Below are 15,809 nucleotides of genomic sequence, written 5' to 3'. Positions count from 1 at the left end.
TTCGATACTAGAATACTCACCATATAGCGTTTTTCTTATCGCAAACCCCCTATATGTAGTATTTATCCACAGAGTTAGTCACAAGACGGATCTGTGGATAAGCGGGGGATATTTTTTATTTCACGGACAGGTAAAACCCACATGAATCAGAGTCTGCTGGTGACTAAGCGCGACGGTACCACCGAGCGTATCAATCTGGACAAAATCCATCGTGTTCTCGACTGGGCAGCAGAAGGACTGAATAACGTATCTATCTCCCAGGTTGAACTGCGCTCTCACATTCAGTTCTACGATGGCATCAAGACGTCTGATATCCACGAAACCATCATCAAGGCTGCGGCGGATCTCATCTCCCGTGAAGCCCCGGATTATCAGTACCTCGCTGCACGTCTGGCGATTTTCCACCTGCGTAAAAAAGCGTACGGCCAGTTTGAGCCGCCAAAGCTTTACGATCACGTGGTGAAAATGGTTGAGCTGGGCAAATACGACACGCATCTGCTGGAAGACTATACGGAAGAAGAGTTCAAGCAGATGAACGGGTTTATCGATCACTGGCGCGACATGAACTTCTCTTACGCGGCGGTGAAGCAGCTCGAAGGCAAATACCTGGTTCAGAACCGTGTGACCGGTGAGATCTACGAAAGCGCCCAGTTCCTCTATATTCTGGTGGCCGCCTGCCTGTTCTCTAACTACCCGCGTGACACCCGTCTGGAATACGTGAAGCGTTTCTACGATGCGGTTTCCACGTTCAAGATTTCTCTGCCTACGCCAATCATGTCTGGCGTGCGTACCCCAACCCGTCAGTTCAGCTCATGCGTTCTGATCGAGTGTGGTGACAGCCTGGATTCCATCAACGCGACCTCCAGCGCCATCGTGAAATATGTCTCCCAGCGTGCCGGTATCGGCATCAACGCCGGTCGCATCCGTGCACTGGGTAGCCCGATTCGCGGCGGTGAAGCGTTCCACACCGGCTGTATCCCGTTCTACAAACACTTCCAGACCGCGGTAAAATCCTGCTCTCAGGGCGGCGTACGCGGTGGTGCAGCCACCCTGTTCTACCCAATGTGGCACCTGGAAGTGGAAAGCCTGCTGGTACTGAAAAACAACCGTGGCGTTGAAGGCAACCGCGTTCGTCACATGGACTACGGCGTACAGATCAACAAGCTGATGTACACCCGTCTGCTGAAAGGTGAAGACATCACCCTGTTCAGCCCATCCGACGTTCCGGGCCTGTATGACGCGTTCTTCGCCGATCAGGATGAGTTCGAGCGTCTGTACACCAAATACGAAAAAGACGACAGCATCCGTAAGCAGCGCGTTAAGGCGGTTGACCTGTTCTCCCTGATGATGCAGGAACGTGCCTCTACCGGCCGTATCTACATTCAGAACGTTGATCACTGCAACACCCATAGCCCGTTTGACCCGGTGGTTGCGCCAGTGCGCCAGTCTAACCTGTGCCTGGAAATCGCCCTGCCGACCAAACCGCTGGAAGATGTTAACGACGAAAACGGCGAAATCGCGCTCTGCACCCTCTCTGCTTTCAACCTGGGCGCTATCAAGAGCCTGGAAGAGCTGGAAGAGCTGGCGGTGCTGGCCGTGCGTGCGCTGGATGCCCTGCTGGATTACCAGGACTACCCAATCCCGGCGGCAAAACGTGGAGCAATGGGCCGTCGTACCCTCGGTATCGGCGTTATCAACTTTGCCTACTGGCTGGCGAAACACGGTAAGCGTTACTCCGACGGCAGCGCGAACAACCTGACCCACGAAACGTTCGAAGCGATTCAGTACTACCTGCTGAAAGCCTCCAACGAGCTGGCGAAAGAGCAAGGCGCGTGCCCGTGGTTCAACGAAACCACCTATGCGAAAGGCATTCTGCCGATCGATACCTACAAGAAAGACCTGGATGCGATTTCTAACGAACCGCTGCATCTGGACTGGGAAGCGCTGCGTGAATCCATCAAGACTCACGGCCTGCGTAACTCCACGCTGTCTGCCCTGATGCCGTCTGAGACCTCTTCGCAGATCTCTAACGCCACCAACGGTATTGAACCACCGCGCGGCCACGTCAGCATTAAAGCGTCGAAAGACGGTATCCTGCGTCAGGTTGTGCCTGACTACGAGCTGCTGAAAGACAACTACGAGCTGCTGTGGGAAATGCCAAACAACGACGGTTACCTGCAGCTGGTGGGGATCATGCAGAAGTTTATCGACCAGTCGATTTCTGCTAACACCAACTACGACCCGACGCGCTTCCCGTCTGGCAAGGTACCGATGCAGCAACTGTTGAAAGACCTGCTCACCGCCTACAAATTTGGTGTGAAAACCCTGTACTATCACAACACCCGTGATGGTGCGGAAGACGCTCAGGATGACATGGCACCGTCAATTCAGGACGATGGCTGCGAAAGCGGCGCATGTAAGATCTAATGAAGGGCGGGGATATCCCCGCCTTTATTTCGTAAGACAGGACTCCAATTCATGGCATACACCACCTTTTCACAGACGAAAAACGACCAGCTCAAAGAGCCGATGTTCTTCGGGCAACCGGTCAACGTGGCACGCTACGATCAGCAAAAATATGACATCTTCGAAAAGCTGATTGAAAAGCAACTCTCCTTCTTCTGGCGCCCGGAAGAAGTTGACGTCTCTCGCGATCGTATCGATTTCCAGGCGTTGCCGGAGCACGAAAAGCATATCTTCATCAGCAACCTGAAGTACCAGACGCTGCTGGACTCCATTCAGGGCCGTAGCCCGAACGTGGCGCTGCTGCCGCTGATCTCCATTCCGGAGCTGGAAACCTGGGTGGAAACCTGGGCGTTTTCTGAGACCATCCACTCTCGCTCTTACACCCACATTATCCGCAACATCGTTAACGATCCGGCGGTGGTGTTTGACGATATCGTCACTAACGAGCAGATCCAGAAACGTGCTGAAGGTATTGCGCACTACTACGACGAACTGATCGAGATGACCAGCTACTGGCATCTGCTGGGCGAAGGCACCCACACCGTGAACGGCAAAACCGTCACCGTGAGCCTGCGCGCGCTGAAGAAACAGCTTTACCTGTGCCTGATGAGCGTTAACGCACTGGAAGCCATCCGCTTCTACGTGAGCTTCGCCTGCTCCTTCGCGTTTGCGGAACGCAAGCTGATGGAAGGTAATGCCAAAATCATCCGTCTGATCGCCCGTGACGAGGCCCTGCACCTGACCGGCACCCAGCATATGCTGAACCTGCTGCGCAGCGGTACAGACGATCCGGAGATGGCTGAGATTGCCGAAGAGTGCAAACAGGAGTGCTATGACCTGTTCGTGCTGGCCGCTCAGCAGGAGAAAGAGTGGGCAGACTACCTGTTCCGCGACGGCTCCATGATTGGCCTGAACAAAGATATCCTGTGCCAGTATGTTGAGTACATCACCAACATCCGTATGCAGGCGGTCGGGCTTGAGCTGCCGTTCAAGACCCGCTCTAACCCAATTCCGTGGATCAACACCTGGCTGGTATCCGATAACGTGCAGGTTGCGCCACAGGAAGTGGAAGTCAGTTCTTATCTGGTCGGGCAGATTGACTCTGAAGTTAATACCGACGACCTGAGCGACTTCCAGCTCTGATGAGCCGCGTAACGCTTAGCCTTTCCGGTACCGAAGTGCTGTGCCGGGAAGAACACCCTTCCCTGTTGATTGCGCTTGAGGCGCATCAGGTTGAAGTGGAGTATCAATGCCGCTCAGGCTATTGCGGATCATGTCGCTGCCGTTTAGTCGCCGGACAAGTGGACTGGCTGACCGAACCGCTGGCCTTCATCAACGAAGGTGAAATTTTGCCCTGCTGCTGCCGGGCAAAAGGCGATATAGAGATTGAGATGTAAACCGCCCCTCCGGGCGACATAAAAAAGGGCCTTACGGCCCTTTTTCTTTTACTTCAAAAACTGCACGGCTTTATCGGGGAAATCGGTGAACAGCCCGTCCACCCCGGCCTGGTTATACAGCACGTCGTACAGCTGGTTTACGTCCGTCGCATAAGCCGGTAGCTGGTCCGCACGCACCGTATACGGATGAACCTGCATATGACTGGCGTGCGCCTCTTTCACCATTGCCGTCAGCTTGACGTGGCCTGGCGTTGAGCCTTCCGCCACCAGCATATGGTAATCCGGTCCGATACCGTCGGCGTACTGCGCGATCTGTTTCATTGCGCCCGGCTTAAACATCCAGTCGTAGTTGTAATTCACCCACGTGCCGTCGGGCTGTTTCTCCTGAGTTTCATTCCAGTCGGTGTAGGCAATCAGCTGTACCAGATTGAGATCCATCCCTCTCTTTGGCGCCAGCTCGGTTTTGATGCGCTTCAGCTCAGCGGCGTCAAAACACTGCAGATAGACTTTGTCGCGCTTGCTGGTGTAGCCGTACTTTTTCAGCACGTCCAGCGTCTTCGCGGCAATGTCCTTCCCTTCCTGATGGTGGAACCACGGCGCTTTTATCTCCGGGTAGATGCCGATGTTTTTCCCGGTTGAGTGGTTCAGTCCCTGAACAAACTCAATCTCTTCTTCGAAGGTATGAATGCGAAAATCAGATTTACCCATCGGGAAACGTCCCGGATAGACCTGCACCTTCTTGCCGTTTTCAACCTCGAAACCCTCGGTAAACTTCAGCGAACGAATCTCATCCAGCGTAAAGTCAATGGCGTAGTAGCGACCATCTTTGCGGGCGCGGGCCGGGAAACGCTCAGCCACGTCCGTCACGCGGTCAAGATAGTGGTCATGAAGGACGACCAGCTGGTCGTCACGGGTCATCACCAGATCCTGCTCGAGATAATCTGCCCCCTGCGCATAGGCCATCGCTTTTGCCGGGAGCGTGTGCTCTGGCAGATAGCCGCTTGCGCCGCGATGGGCGATAACCATTTTCTCGTTAGCCAGCGCTGAGCCTGTCATCAGGCCCGCCAGCAGCAGGCCCGTTGCTACGTAAGTTAATTTCATCAGCCTTCTCCTTATTGACGACGCGCCTGCATTTCGGCGTGATGACGTTTTTCACCAATCATCACCACAATCAACAGCAGCACCGCCAGCACGCTACCGCCAATCATCACCATAAAGCCGCCGTCCCAGCCGAAGAAGTCAACGGTGTAGCCCACAATGGCGCTCGCCGCGACCGAACCGCCAAGGTAACCGAACAGACCGGTAAAGCCGGCCGCCGTACCTGCCGCTTTCTTCGGCGCCAGCTCCAGGGCATGCAGACCAATCAGCATCACCGGGCCGTAAATCAGGAAGCCGATGACGATCATACAGGCCATATCGATTGACGGGTTACCCGGCGGGTTGAGCCAGTAAACCACGGTGGCAATGGTCACCAGCGTCATAAAGAAGACGCCCGTCGCACCACGGTTACCCCGGAACACTTTGTCCGACATCCAGCCGCAAATCAGCGTCCCCGGGATCCCGGCGTACTCATAGAGGAAGTAAGCCCAGGAGGATTTATCCAGCGCGAAATGCTTCACCTCTTTCAGATAGGTAGGTGACCAGTCGAGGATGCCGTAACGCAGCAGGTACACGAAGACGTTGGCCACCGCGATATACCACAGCAGTTTGTTGGGCAGGACGTACTTCATGAAGATCTATTTGGCCGTCAGCTCTTCTTCATGCTGCTCGCTGTAATCATCCGGATAGTCGTTTTTGTACTCTTCAATCGGCGGCAGGCCACAGGACTGCGGCGTGTCACGCATCAGGGCGAAAGCGATAACCGCCACCAGAATGGCACCAAAGGCAGGCATATAAAGCGCGGCTTTCCAGTCGTTAAACCACGCCATCCCCAGCAGGAACAGCAGAGGTGGAATACCGCCACCGACGTTATGCGCGCAGTTCCACACCGACACGATGCCGCCACGCTCTTTCTGCGACCACCAGTGCACCATGGTGCGCCCGCACGGCGGCCACCCCATTCCCTGGAACCAGCCACAGAGGAACAGCAGCACGAACATCACGGCGATGCTGGAGGTTGCCCATGGCACAAAGCCCATGAACAGCATCACCGCTGCCGCCAGGATCAGACCCGCAGGCAGGAACACGCGTGGATTCGAGCGATCGGACACTGAACCCATGATGAATTTGGAAAAACCGTAGGCGATAGAGATCCCCGACAACGCGAACCCCAGATCGCCACGAGAAAAGCCCTGCTCCACCAGATACGGCATGGCGAGCGCAAAGTTTTTACGTACCAGGTAGTACGCCGCGTACCCGAAGAAGATCCCCAGGAAGATTTGCCAACGCAGACGACGGTATAGCGGATCAATTTCTGCCTCTGGCAGACGCGCCCGATGCGGCGCAGGTTTGAAGATACTGAGCATGACAGCCTCCGTGGCCAGGTATTGAATTTACAGGGGTTTAACTGCCCCACACTCCAGAGAGGCGGCGATGTTAAGAAATCACGGTGATTGTTACTGTGAATCAACGCACAAATTGTTACAGAAATATGACAATGTGCGCAGAAAAGCGCATGGAATCACGTTTCACTTTCGAATTTCGTTCGTTTATGTTCGAAATCAAACAAACCACAGTTTTGATGTGGCTAAATGGTAAAAAACGAACACAGAGGGATAACAATGACAATTCACGATCCTCGCTACAGCGATGTGATTATCATTGGCGGTGGCGCGACCGGCGCCGGCATCGCACGCGACTGCGCCCTGCGTGGGCTGAGCGTCACGCTTCTGGAGCGCCATGACATTGCGACGGGCGCAACCGGGCGCAATCATGGTCTGCTACACAGTGGTGCCCGTTACGCGGTGACCGACCCCGAATCTGCGCGGGAATGCATTGCTGAAAACCAGATCCTCAGACGCATTGCCCGCCACTGCATTGAACCGACCAACGGTCTGTTCATTACGCTTCCCGAAGACGATCTCTCATTTCAGCCAACCTTTGTGACCGCCTGCCGCGCTGCAGGGATTGAGGCTGACGTCATCGACCCCGAACTCGCGCGTCGTCTGGAACCGTCTGTCAACCCGGCCCTTATCGGTGCGGTGAAGGTCCCGGACGGTACGGTTGACCCTTTCCGCCTGACCGCCGCGAACATGCTGGACGCTCGTGAACACGGCGCACAGGTTCTGACCGGGCAGGAAGTGACCGGGCTTATCCGGGAAGGGAACCGCGTCTGCGGCGTACGTGTTTTTGATACGCAGTATAAGGAGCATGGCGAACTGTACGCCGCCGTGGTGGTCAACGCGGCGGGGATCTGGGGGCAACGCATCGCGGAGTACGCCGAGCTGTCTGTGCGCATGTTCCCGGCAAAAGGCTCGCTGCTGATCCTCGACCACCGCATTAACAACCACGTGATCAACCGCTGCCGCAAACCTTCTGATGCCGACATCCTGGTGCCGGGCGATACCATTTCGCTTATCGGCACCACCTCAACCCACGTGGACTATAGCGAGATAGATTACAACCGCGTGACCGCCGACGAGGTGGATATCCTGCTGCGCGAAGGGGAAAAGCTGGCTCCCGTGATGACGCAGACCCGAATTCTTCGCGCCTATGCCGGCGTGCGCCCTCTGGTGGCGAGCGATAACGACCCGAGCGGGCGCAACGTCAGCCGTGGCATCGTGCTGCTCGACCACGCCGCGCGCGATGGCCTGGACGGGTTTATCACCATCACCGGCGGCAAGCTGATGACCTACCGCCTGATGGCCGAGTGGGCAACCGATGCCGTCTGCCGCAAGCTGGGTAATAGCGAACGGTGTGTGACCGCAGAGCAACCTCTGCCCGGCTCGCGTCAGTCCACCGAGAAAACGCTGCAAAAAATCATCTCCCTTTCCGCCCCCCTGCGCGGTTCCGCCATCTACCGCCACGGAGACCGCACGCCGGTCTGGCTGGGGGAAGGACGGCTGAGCCGTAGCCTGGTGTGTGAATGCGAAGCCGTCACGGCGGGTGAAGTGCAATACGCCGTGGAGAATCTGACCGTCAACAGCCTGCTTGATTTACGTCGGCGCACCCGCGTGGGCATGGGCACCTGCCAGGGTGAGCTGTGCGCCTGCCGTGCCGCCGGGTTGTTACAACGTTTTCATACCACCACTGCCACCCAGTCGCTGGCACAACTCAGTGATTTCCTGAACGAACGCTGGAAAGGCATTCAGCCTGTCGCCTGGGGTGATGCCCTGCGTGAAAGCGAGTTTACCCGCTGGGTCTACCAGGGGCTGTGCGGTCTTGAGAAGGAGCAACAGGATGAAATTTGATACCGTGATTGTCGGTGGTGGGCTGGCGGGTCTGCTCTGTGGTATCAGGCTAACGAAGCAGGGGCTGCGCTGCGCCATCATCACCCGGGGCCAGAGCGCACTGCACTTCTCGTCGGGTTCGCTGGATCTGCTGGATGAGGCGTATCGCGATGCCCTGCCGCCAGAGCATCCCTATAACCTGACGGGCAGAGACACCGTCGACCGCCTCGCCCATGAAGCCGAAACCCTTCTGGCCGAGTGTGGCGCACGGCTGCAGGGTAACGCCCGGAAAAATCATCATCGGGTTACCCCGCTCGGCACCCTGCGCTCTGCCTGGCTCAGCCCGGAAGAGGTGCCTGTTGCCCCCTTCAACGCAGGACGGGTCCTGGTCGTGGGTATTAGCGGTTTTCTTGATTTCCAGCCCCACCTCGCTGCGGCATCGCTCTGTCGCCAGGGCGTGAACGCACACACGGCTGAGATAGAGCTTCCTGAGCTTGACGTCCTGCGCGACAACCCGAGCGAGTTTCGCGCGGTGAATATTGCCCGTTTTCTCGATAACGACGATAAATGGCCGCTGCTGTATGCCGCGCTCCGGCCGCTTGCCGAAGGTTGCGACACGCTGTTTATGCCCGCCTGCTTTGGCTTAAGCGACAACCGGCTCTGGCGCTGGCTCTCGGATCGCCTGCCCTGCTCGCTTGGCCTGCTGCCGACGCTTCCCCCTTCTGTCCCCGGCATTCGCCTGCATACCCAGCTTCAGCGTCGGTTTATCGCTCAGGGTGGCGTGTGGATGGCGGGTGACGAGGTGAAAAAAATCACCCTGACGGATGGCTCGGTGAGCGAAGTCTGGACGCGTAATCACGCTGATATTCCGCTTCGCGCGCGTTATACGGTGCTGGCAAGCGGCAGTTTCTTCAGCAACGGGCTGCTGAGCCGTCGGGACGGCATCCAGGAGGCAATTATGGGGCTGGATGTCCGGCAAACGCCCTCCCGCGCGGACTGGTATCAGAGTGATTTCTTCACCCCACAACCCTGGCAGCAGTTCGGCGTGATTGTCGATAAGCAACTGCACCCGCAACTTTCTGGTCAGCCGGTCAGTAATCTCTATGCCATTGGCTCTCTTCTGGGGGGATACGATCCCATCGCTCAGGGTTGCGGCGGCGGGGTCTGCGCCATCACGGCGCTGTATGTGGCAGAGCAAATTGGCCAGCGCATGGAGGCTGAGCAATGAACGATACCCGGTTTGAAAGCTGCATCAAATGCACAGTTTGTACCACCGTCTGCCCGGTCAGCGGTGTGAATCCGCGCTACCCGGGCCCGAAACAGGCCGGACCTGACGGCGAGCGCCTGCGTCTTAAAGACGGTGCGCTGTACGATGAGGCGCTGAAATACTGCATCAACTGTAAACGTTGCGAAGTGGCCTGTCCGTCGGACGTGAAGATCGGCGATATCATCCAGCGAGCCCGCGCGCGTTACAGCACGCAAAAGCCGTCCCTGCGCGATGCGATCCTGAGTCACACCGACCTGATGGGCAGTGTCTCCACGCCTTTTGCCCCGCTGGTGAATGCTGCAACGTCTCTCAAGCCGGTGCGAAAACTGCTGGATGCGACGCTGAAGATAGACCACCACCGCAGCCTGCCAAAATACTCTCACGGTACCTTCCGGCGCTGGTATACATCCGTGGCAGCGGAACAGGCGCAGTACACCGATCAGGTCGCGTTCTTCCACGGCTGCTATGTCAACTACAACCACCCGCAACTGGGAAAAGATCTGCTGAAGGTACTCAACGCGATGGGGACCGGCGTGCAGCTCCTGAATAAAGAGAAGTGCTGCGGTGTGCCGTTGATTGCCAACGGTTTTACCGATAAGGCGCGCAGACAAGCCAAAAGCAACGTCACGTCCCTGCGCGAGGCCATCGTTGATAAAGGGATTCCGGTGCTGGCCACCTCGTCCACCTGTACCTTCACCCTGCGTGATGAGTATCCGCACCTGCTGGACGTGGATAACACCGGTCTGCGCGAGCACATTGAGCTGGCGACACGTTTCCTGTGGCGCAAACTGGACAGCGGGCAAACGCTGCCGCTGCGGGAACTACCGCTGAAAGTGGTGTATCACACACCGTGTCATATGGAGAAAATGGGCTGGTCGCTCTATACGCTTGAGCTGTTGCGGCTCATTCCGGGGCTGGAGCTGACGGTGCTGGACTCGCGCTGCTGCGGCATCGCGGGCACTTACGGCTTTAAGCGAGAAAACTACGAAACGTCACAGGCGATCGGCGCCCCGCTGTTTCGCCAGATTGAAGAGAGCGGCGCAGATATCGTGGTCACCGACTGCGAAACCTGCAAGTGGCAGATAGAGATGTCTACCAGCAAGCGCTGCGAGCATCCGATCACTCTGCTGGCGAAGGCGCTGGGCTAAACCGTGCCGGGGCAAAATGCCCCGGCAAAGGCATCACTCAACAAACAGCGATTCGACAACATTAATCCAGCCGTGCTCGCTGGCCACCTCTTTACCCTTCAGCCAGCGGCGCAGCATGTTCAGCGCCATCATGGCGCAGACCTCCTGACGTACCACCAGACTGTGGCGAGTAATGCTCATTTTAACCCGCAAAGCATACGTGCCTTCCGGCGTCGCCAGCGCAAAGTTGAGATGTTCCTCATCCAGCCCCCCCACAAACAGCGCCAGGCCAGCAAAATGTTTCACCCTTCTTTCCGAAGCCCAGCGCGCGGTCTGCGCCAGCGTTTCCTGCTGGAACGGCACCACTTCACTGGCCAACAGCGGCGCACTGGCGCGCGACAGCTGCAGCGCCAGCAGGCCGCCGGTGAACTGTTCGCTTAAGGTCACGCTCAGTTGCCGAGACTGCAGATGCGACGCAATCTGCGCCGGCAGCCCCTCGGTGCCTTCAAAGATCAGGCTTTCACCTGCCACGCGCTGCACCTCCGGCCAGAGCGCCAGCATCGCCGCCTTCTCTGAGGCCGGTCCTGTCAGCTTGAGTTCAATGATGGGCATGGAGGAGCGGTAGCCCATTGAGACACCGGGTGGCAGGGAGAGATGATCAAGACTCTGGGCCAGATCGCTTTCGGAGCGGCCAAACGTGGTCAGACGCAGGCAGAGCGGAGGCTCAGGCAGGGTAAAACGTTCGCGAAGGCGCGGCAGGATCTGCTGCTCAACCATCACTTTAAATTCTGACGGTACGCCCGGCGTGAAGAACATCAGGCAGCGGTTGAGCGTAATGGCAAACCCACACGCGGTACCCACGGGGTTATCGACCAGTTCGGCGCTGGCGGGAATTTCCGCCTGCTTGCGGTTGCTGGGAGCCATAACACGGCCACGTTCGGAGAAGAAACGCTCCATCTGTGCCAGCCACTCTTCATGCAGCACCAGCCCTTCACCTTTTGCGGTCGCGGCGGCCAGGGCGCTGAGATCGTCGCTGGTGGGACCGAGCCCGCCGTTCACAATCAACACGTCGGCGTGTTCGCTACGCTCGCGCAGCACATTCACCAGTGACTCAAGATTGTCGCCCACCGTATTGCGACGCGTTAACGGTAATCCTTGCTCAAAGAAAAGATCGGCAAGCCAGGCAGCATTGGTATCAATAATTTGTCCATGCAGCACTTCGTCGCCGGTGGATAACATCTCCACGTTAATCATTGTGTTCTCCCGCTTATATGGTCAAAACACTATAGCGCAAATGGATGTCGGGAGAAGAGAGAAACTGGCGCGACAGAATGCCGCGCCGGCGTGATTAGAACCCTGCGCTGACCCCCACGTACGGGCCGTCAGCCAGTGCGTTGTCGCGGTTGCCGTCTTTACCCGCCAGGTTCAGATAGCGATAGCCTGCTTCAATCGTAATCGGACGCATGATGGTCCAGCGCGCGCCCGCGTTGGCTTCTTCATAGCTGTCGATACCGCTGGAGAGCGAATCCGGTGAGTAGTAATACTCGCCAAACAGGCCGAAGCTATCGCCAATTTTCCACTGCAGGCCGCCGCCTACCGCCGCCGCGTAACCTTCATCACCGTCGTTCGGGTTAGTGTAAATCCCCTTACCGCCCACGGTAGCCAGGAACGGGCCAAGCGGAATGTTCAGACCCAGGCCGAGGCTTGCCGCATCGCCATCGTCATCGTTATGCGTCCAGCCGCCGGTCATCGCCAGACCGGAGGTCTCGGTCCCAAGGCCAAAACCGAGGTGAGTATAATCCTGACCCGCCGAGCCGTTGAAGCTGATGGCGTTCGCCGCCGAAGAAACAACCATCAGGCCTAAGCCCACTAATGCCACTTTTTTCATTGTCGTGATCCCGCACAATTTTATAGAGAAGTCCCAAAACCGCGAGATTTTAACCTGAGTCGCCCGGGGATCAAGCACTCTGCGTGCGGCAGGCGAGTAGTTTGTAACGATTTGATACCCGATGTTTTTTTTTACGTGAGCAGCAGAAAACGCATTTTAACGCTCAGGCCACCCAGCGTTTCGCTGCGCGTCAGCTGCAAAGGGCTTCGGTGCAGACGGGCAATATCAGCGGCCAGCGCCAGCCCGATCCCTGACCCGGCGGCATCTCCGACGTTATCCAGCCGGTGGAAAGGCAGCATCGCCTGCTGGATCTGGTCCTCTTCAATGCCCGGACCACTGTCCTCCACGCTCAGCTCAACGGCGCCCTGATCTGTTCGCAGGAACACGGTCACTGTCCCTTCTGCAGGGGTATATTTGATCGCATTCTCCAGCAGGTTGGCGCACAACTCCCCCAGCAGCACGTCATCGCCTTCGATCATGATCGGCTGCTGCCGACCGTCATAGCCCAGGTCAATCGCTTTACTGCGCGCCTGCGCCAGCCGGGAGAAGCAGCAGTTTTGCACCACCTGAACCAAATCCACCCGCGCAAACTGGCCCTCCCCCTGCTCCTTACGCTTCACCGCGGAAAGCTGCAGCAGCCGTTCGGTCAGTACAATGGTGTCATCCAGGGTCGCATTCATTGCCCGCAGGCTCTCCTGCCACAGGGCGGGATCCTGACGCGTCAGGGCAACGGAGACCTGGGTTTTCAGCACCGCCAGCGGAGTTTTGAGCTGATGCGAGGCATCCGCGTTGAAGCGTTCCTGACGCGACAGCACGCCGCGCAGCCTGTCGATATAGCGGTTGAATGCCACAATCAGCAGCCGGGTCTCAGACCAGGGCAACAACTCCGGCAGCGGCGCGAGCAGGCCTGGATCACGGCGCACCATCAGCGAAGAGAGCTGGCGCATTGGGCGCAGTACGCGACGCAACAACCACGCGGTCAGCACCAGGGTCAGCAGCACCAGCAATCCCTGAGAGACCCATGATGAAAAGAGCAACTGACTGGCGAGATAGCGGCGGGACTGGAGCGTCTCCGCAACATAAATCTCCGCCATGCCGACGATATTCCCTTCATTGACGGGCTGCAGCAGACGCGCGACACGGATCGCCTGCCCGCGGTATTCGGTGTGATAAAACCAGGCCAGCGCCGGATAGACCGTGGTGCGGGATGTTGCCGGAGGCATCCGGGGCAGATCGTCATAGCCGGAGATCACCCGCCCGTCGGGATCAACCACTTTATAATAGAGCCGGTCGTTCATATTGAGTTCAAAGCTGTCGAGCACCACCCAGGGTACATTCACGCCCAGCCTGCCGTCGTGAACCTCCAGCCGCTCCGATATTGTTCGGGCAGAGGATAACAGCGTGCGGTCGTAAGCCTGCGTGGCTGCCTGCAATGCGCTGACATAGCTGTTAAATGCCGACAACCCCCACAGCAACAGCAACGGAAGCCCAAGAAACAGCAGCAGCTGCAGGTAAAGCGACTGCGGCTTAACCCACCTCATCGCCGCACTCCAGCACATAACCCAGTCCGCGAAGGGTGGTGACCCTCACGCCGCTACCGCTGAGCTTTTTGCGCAGACGATGAATATAGAGATCGATACTCTCCGGGCTAACGTCGTCATTCAGGCTAAACACCTGATCGAACAGCTGCTGCCGGGATACGGGGCGGGTCCGGCGATGCATCAACACCTTCAGTAGCGACAGTTCACGTGGCGTGAGCGACAGAGGCTCGTCGCGCAGCAGGAAAAAGCCTTCGTCGTCATATTCCAGCTCCCCAAGGCGCTGACGCTCCTGCGTTCGCCCTTCGCTTCTGCGCAACAGGGCGCGCAGCCGCGCGTCAAGCTCCTCCAGCTCAAACGGTTTCGGCAGATAGTCATCCGCCCCGGCGTTGAGCCCTTTCACCCGGTCCGCCACGTTGCTGCGCGCGGTGAGAAACAGGACGGGCAGCGTCTGACCGCGTTTACGCAGACGATGCACGACCTCCAGACCGTCAAAGCCAGGCATTCCGATGTCCAGAATGGCAACCGCATAGCTTTCTCCCTGCAGCAGATGGTCGGCGGCGCGCCCGTCAGAAACGCAGTCCACGGCAAAGCCCTCCTGCACCAGCGCTTTCTCCAGCCAGTGAGCCAGCTCACGATTATCTTCCGCGAGTAAGAGACGCATATCACATCCTGTAAAGTTGGTGTCGCATTGAAAGGGAAATGAAAGGTTATTGTTTTAACAATCACGCAACGGAACCGCTACAAGGTGGTTCACATAATCAGAAAAAAGCCCCGTACCCGTACTCCCGGAACTCCGGCGTGAGGATAAACGATGAAAAAACAACTACTTTCGACGCTTGCTGCAAGCGTATTGATGATAAGTGCCTCTGTCGTTCAGGCGCAGGATGCCCCGTCCCGCACCGAGTGCATCGCGCCGGCGAAACCCGGCGGCGGTTTCGATCTCACCTGCAAACTCATTCAGGTCAGCATGCTGGAGACCGGCGCTATCGCAAAACCCATGCGTGTGACCTATATGCCCGGCGGCGTGGGTGCCGTTGCGTACAACGCGATTGTCGCGCAACGCCCTGCGGAAGCCGGCACGGTGGTGGCTTTCTCCGGTGGCTCGCTGTTGAACTTGTCTCAGGGGAAGTTTGGCCGCTACGGCGTGGATGACGTGCGCTGGCTGGCAACCGTCGGTACCGACTACGGCATGATTGCCGTGCGCGCGGATTCACCGTGGAAATCCCTGAAAGACCTGCTGACCGCCATGGAAAAAGATCCGAACAGCGTGGTGATTGGCGCCGGTGCCTCCATCGGCAGCCAGGACTGGATGAAAGCCGCCCTGCTGGCACAGCAGGCGAAGGTTGATCCTCACAAGATGCGCTACGTGGCGTTTGAAGGGGGCGGCGAACCGGTGACGGCGCTGATGGGAAATCACGTTCAGGCGGTATCCGGCGATCTCAGTGAAATGGTGCCCTACCTGAACGGCGATAAAATCCGCGTGCTGGCGGTCTTCTCTGAGAACCGCCTGCCGGGCCAACTGGCGAACGTCCCTACCGCAAAAGAACAGGGTTATGACCTGGTCTGGCCGATTATCCGCGGTTTCTTCGTCGGGCCAAAAGTGACCGATGCCGAATATCAGTGGTGGGTCGAAACCTTCAATAAACTCCAGCAGACCGAAGCGTTTAAAAAGCAGCGCGATCTGCGCGGGCTGTTTGAGTTCAACCTGAGCGGCAAACCGCTGGATGAGTACGTCAAAAAACAGGTCAATGACTATCGCGAACAGGCGAAAGCCTTTGGCCTTGCCAAATAACCG

General features: G+C 57.6%; 12 protein-coding genes and 1 pseudogene. 7 read left to right on the top strand and 6 right to left on the bottom strand.

Annotated elements, in window-relative coordinates:
• Positions 1 to 141: 141 nt before the first annotated feature.
• Genes nrdA through yfaE form a run of 3 tightly spaced genes read left to right on the top strand, consistent with a single transcriptional unit; the run spans position 142 to position 3,863 of the window.
• Positions 142 to 2,427, top strand: coding sequence for a class 1a ribonucleoside-diphosphate reductase subunit alpha (gene nrdA, locus HV157_RS22020; protein ID WP_182268939.1), 2,286 nt, complete (start codon positions 142 to 144; stop codon positions 2,425 to 2,427).
• Between the two features lie 51 nt (positions 2,428 to 2,478).
• On the top strand, positions 2,479 to 3,609 hold the full coding sequence (gene nrdB, locus HV157_RS22015; protein WP_014170966.1) for a class Ia ribonucleoside-diphosphate reductase subunit beta: 1,131 nt from the start codon (positions 2,479 to 2,481) through the stop codon (positions 3,607 to 3,609).
• Positions 3,609 to 3,863, top strand: coding sequence for a class I ribonucleotide reductase maintenance protein YfaE (gene yfaE, locus HV157_RS22010; protein WP_014170967.1), 255 nt, complete (start codon positions 3,609 to 3,611; stop codon positions 3,861 to 3,863). The genes nrdB and yfaE overlap by 1 nt, the downstream gene beginning before the upstream one ends.
• A 48-nt stretch (positions 3,864 to 3,911) precedes the next feature.
• Here yfaE and glpQ read toward each other — a convergent pair whose 3' ends face one another.
• Together glpQ and glpT are read right to left on the bottom strand one after the other, a co-directional pair.
• Entirely contained in the window at positions 3,912 to 4,964 is a 1,053-nt protein-coding gene (glpQ, locus tag HV157_RS22005; RefSeq protein WP_032678598.1) for a glycerophosphodiester phosphodiesterase, read from the bottom strand.
• A gap of 11 nt (positions 4,965 to 4,975) precedes the next feature.
• Positions 4,976 to 6,328 (bottom strand): annotated as a pseudogene (gene glpT / locus HV157_RS22000) (glycerol-3-phosphate transporter).
• Between the two features lie 255 nt (positions 6,329 to 6,583).
• Here glpT and glpA point away from each other — a divergent pair.
• From glpA to glpC, 3 genes are read left to right on the top strand one after another with little or no spacing between them, the layout of a single operon-like run.
• Complete coding sequence (glpA, locus tag HV157_RS21995) at positions 6,584 to 8,212, top strand: anaerobic glycerol-3-phosphate dehydrogenase subunit A (RefSeq protein WP_153852593.1); 1,629 nt, start codon at positions 6,584 to 6,586, stop codon at positions 8,210 to 8,212.
• Positions 8,202 to 9,419, top strand: a complete 1,218-nt coding sequence (glpB, locus tag HV157_RS21990) for a glycerol-3-phosphate dehydrogenase subunit GlpB (RefSeq protein WP_182268938.1) — start codon at positions 8,202 to 8,204, stop codon at positions 9,417 to 9,419. Before glpA ends, glpB begins: the two co-directional genes overlap by 11 nt.
• A complete protein-coding gene (glpC, locus tag HV157_RS21985) occupies positions 9,416 to 10,606 on the top strand; it encodes an anaerobic glycerol-3-phosphate dehydrogenase subunit GlpC (protein ID WP_014170972.1) in 1,191 nt (396 codons plus the stop codon). Before glpB ends, glpC begins: the two co-directional genes overlap by 4 nt.
• A 33-nt stretch (positions 10,607 to 10,639) precedes the next feature.
• On the opposite strand, the gene HV157_RS21980 is transcribed toward glpC, so the two are convergent.
• The 4 genes from HV157_RS21980 to tctD all read right to left on the bottom strand — a co-directional run bounded on the left by HV157_RS21980 (position 10,640) and on the right by tctD (position 14,675).
• On the bottom strand, positions 10,640 to 11,839 hold the full coding sequence (locus HV157_RS21980) for a nicotinamide mononucleotide deamidase-related protein YfaY (protein ID WP_106503362.1): 1,200 nt from the start codon (positions 11,837 to 11,839) through the stop codon (positions 10,640 to 10,642).
• Between the two features lie 94 nt (positions 11,840 to 11,933).
• Positions 11,934 to 12,473 carry a YfaZ family outer membrane protein gene (locus HV157_RS21975; protein ID WP_020883156.1) on the bottom strand — a complete coding sequence of 180 codons (540 nt, stop codon included), beginning with the start codon at positions 12,471 to 12,473 and terminating at the stop codon, positions 11,934 to 11,936.
• Positions 12,474 to 12,604: 131 nt separating this feature from the next.
• Positions 12,605 to 14,014, bottom strand: coding sequence for a sensor histidine kinase (locus HV157_RS21970; RefSeq protein ID WP_182268937.1), 1,410 nt, complete (start codon positions 14,012 to 14,014; stop codon positions 12,605 to 12,607).
• Positions 14,001 to 14,675, bottom strand: coding sequence for a transcriptional regulator TctD (gene tctD / locus HV157_RS21965; RefSeq protein WP_014170976.1), 675 nt, complete (start codon positions 14,673 to 14,675; stop codon positions 14,001 to 14,003). Before tctD ends, HV157_RS21970 begins: the two co-directional genes overlap by 14 nt.
• A gap of 150 nt (positions 14,676 to 14,825) precedes the next feature.
• Between tctD and HV157_RS21960 the strand changes: the two genes are divergently transcribed.
• Positions 14,826 to 15,806 carry a tripartite tricarboxylate transporter substrate binding protein gene (locus HV157_RS21960; protein ID WP_014170977.1) on the top strand — a complete coding sequence of 327 codons (981 nt, stop codon included), beginning with the start codon at positions 14,826 to 14,828 and terminating at the stop codon, positions 15,804 to 15,806.
• The last annotated feature ends 3 nt before the right edge of the window (positions 15,807 to 15,809 follow it).

The organism is Enterobacter sp. RHBSTW-00318, from assembly GCF_014101375.1.
Taxonomy (GTDB): domain Bacteria; phylum Pseudomonadota; class Gammaproteobacteria; order Enterobacterales; family Enterobacteriaceae; genus Enterobacter; species Enterobacter ludwigii.
Note: the sequence above shows the minus strand (reverse complement) of the source record. Positions and strands in the feature narration are given on the sequence as shown.

What these genes read in the sequence shown, in the direction of transcription:
- nrdA (WP_182268939.1), top strand. Translation starts at nt 142, where the DNA reads ATGAATCAGAGTCTGCTGGTGACTAAGCGCGACGGTACCACCGAGCGT.
- nrdB (WP_014170966.1), top strand. Translation starts at nt 2,479, where the DNA reads ATGGCATACACCACCTTTTCACAGACGAAAAACGACCAGCTCAAAGAG.
- yfaE (WP_014170967.1), top strand. Translation starts at nt 3,609, where the DNA reads ATGAGCCGCGTAACGCTTAGCCTTTCCGGTACCGAAGTGCTGTGCCGG.
- glpQ (WP_032678598.1), bottom strand. Translation starts at nt 4,964, where the DNA reads ATGAAATTAACTTACGTAGCAACGGGCCTGCTGCTGGCGGGCCTGATG.
- glpA (WP_153852593.1), top strand. Translation starts at nt 6,584, where the DNA reads ATGACAATTCACGATCCTCGCTACAGCGATGTGATTATCATTGGCGGT.
- glpB (WP_182268938.1), top strand. Translation starts at nt 8,202, where the DNA reads ATGAAATTTGATACCGTGATTGTCGGTGGTGGGCTGGCGGGTCTGCTC.
- glpC (WP_014170972.1), top strand. Translation starts at nt 9,416, where the DNA reads ATGAACGATACCCGGTTTGAAAGCTGCATCAAATGCACAGTTTGTACC.
- HV157_RS21980 (WP_106503362.1), bottom strand. Translation starts at nt 11,839, where the DNA reads ATGATTAACGTGGAGATGTTATCCACCGGCGACGAAGTGCTGCATGGA.
- HV157_RS21975 (WP_020883156.1), bottom strand. Translation starts at nt 12,473, where the DNA reads ATGAAAAAAGTGGCATTAGTGGGCTTAGGCCTGATGGTTGTTTCTTCG.
- HV157_RS21970 (WP_182268937.1), bottom strand. Translation starts at nt 14,014, where the DNA reads ATGAGGTGGGTTAAGCCGCAGTCGCTTTACCTGCAGCTGCTGCTGTTT.
- tctD (WP_014170976.1), bottom strand. Translation starts at nt 14,675, where the DNA reads ATGCGTCTCTTACTCGCGGAAGATAATCGTGAGCTGGCTCACTGGCTG.
- HV157_RS21960 (WP_014170977.1), top strand. Translation starts at nt 14,826, where the DNA reads ATGAAAAAACAACTACTTTCGACGCTTGCTGCAAGCGTATTGATGATA.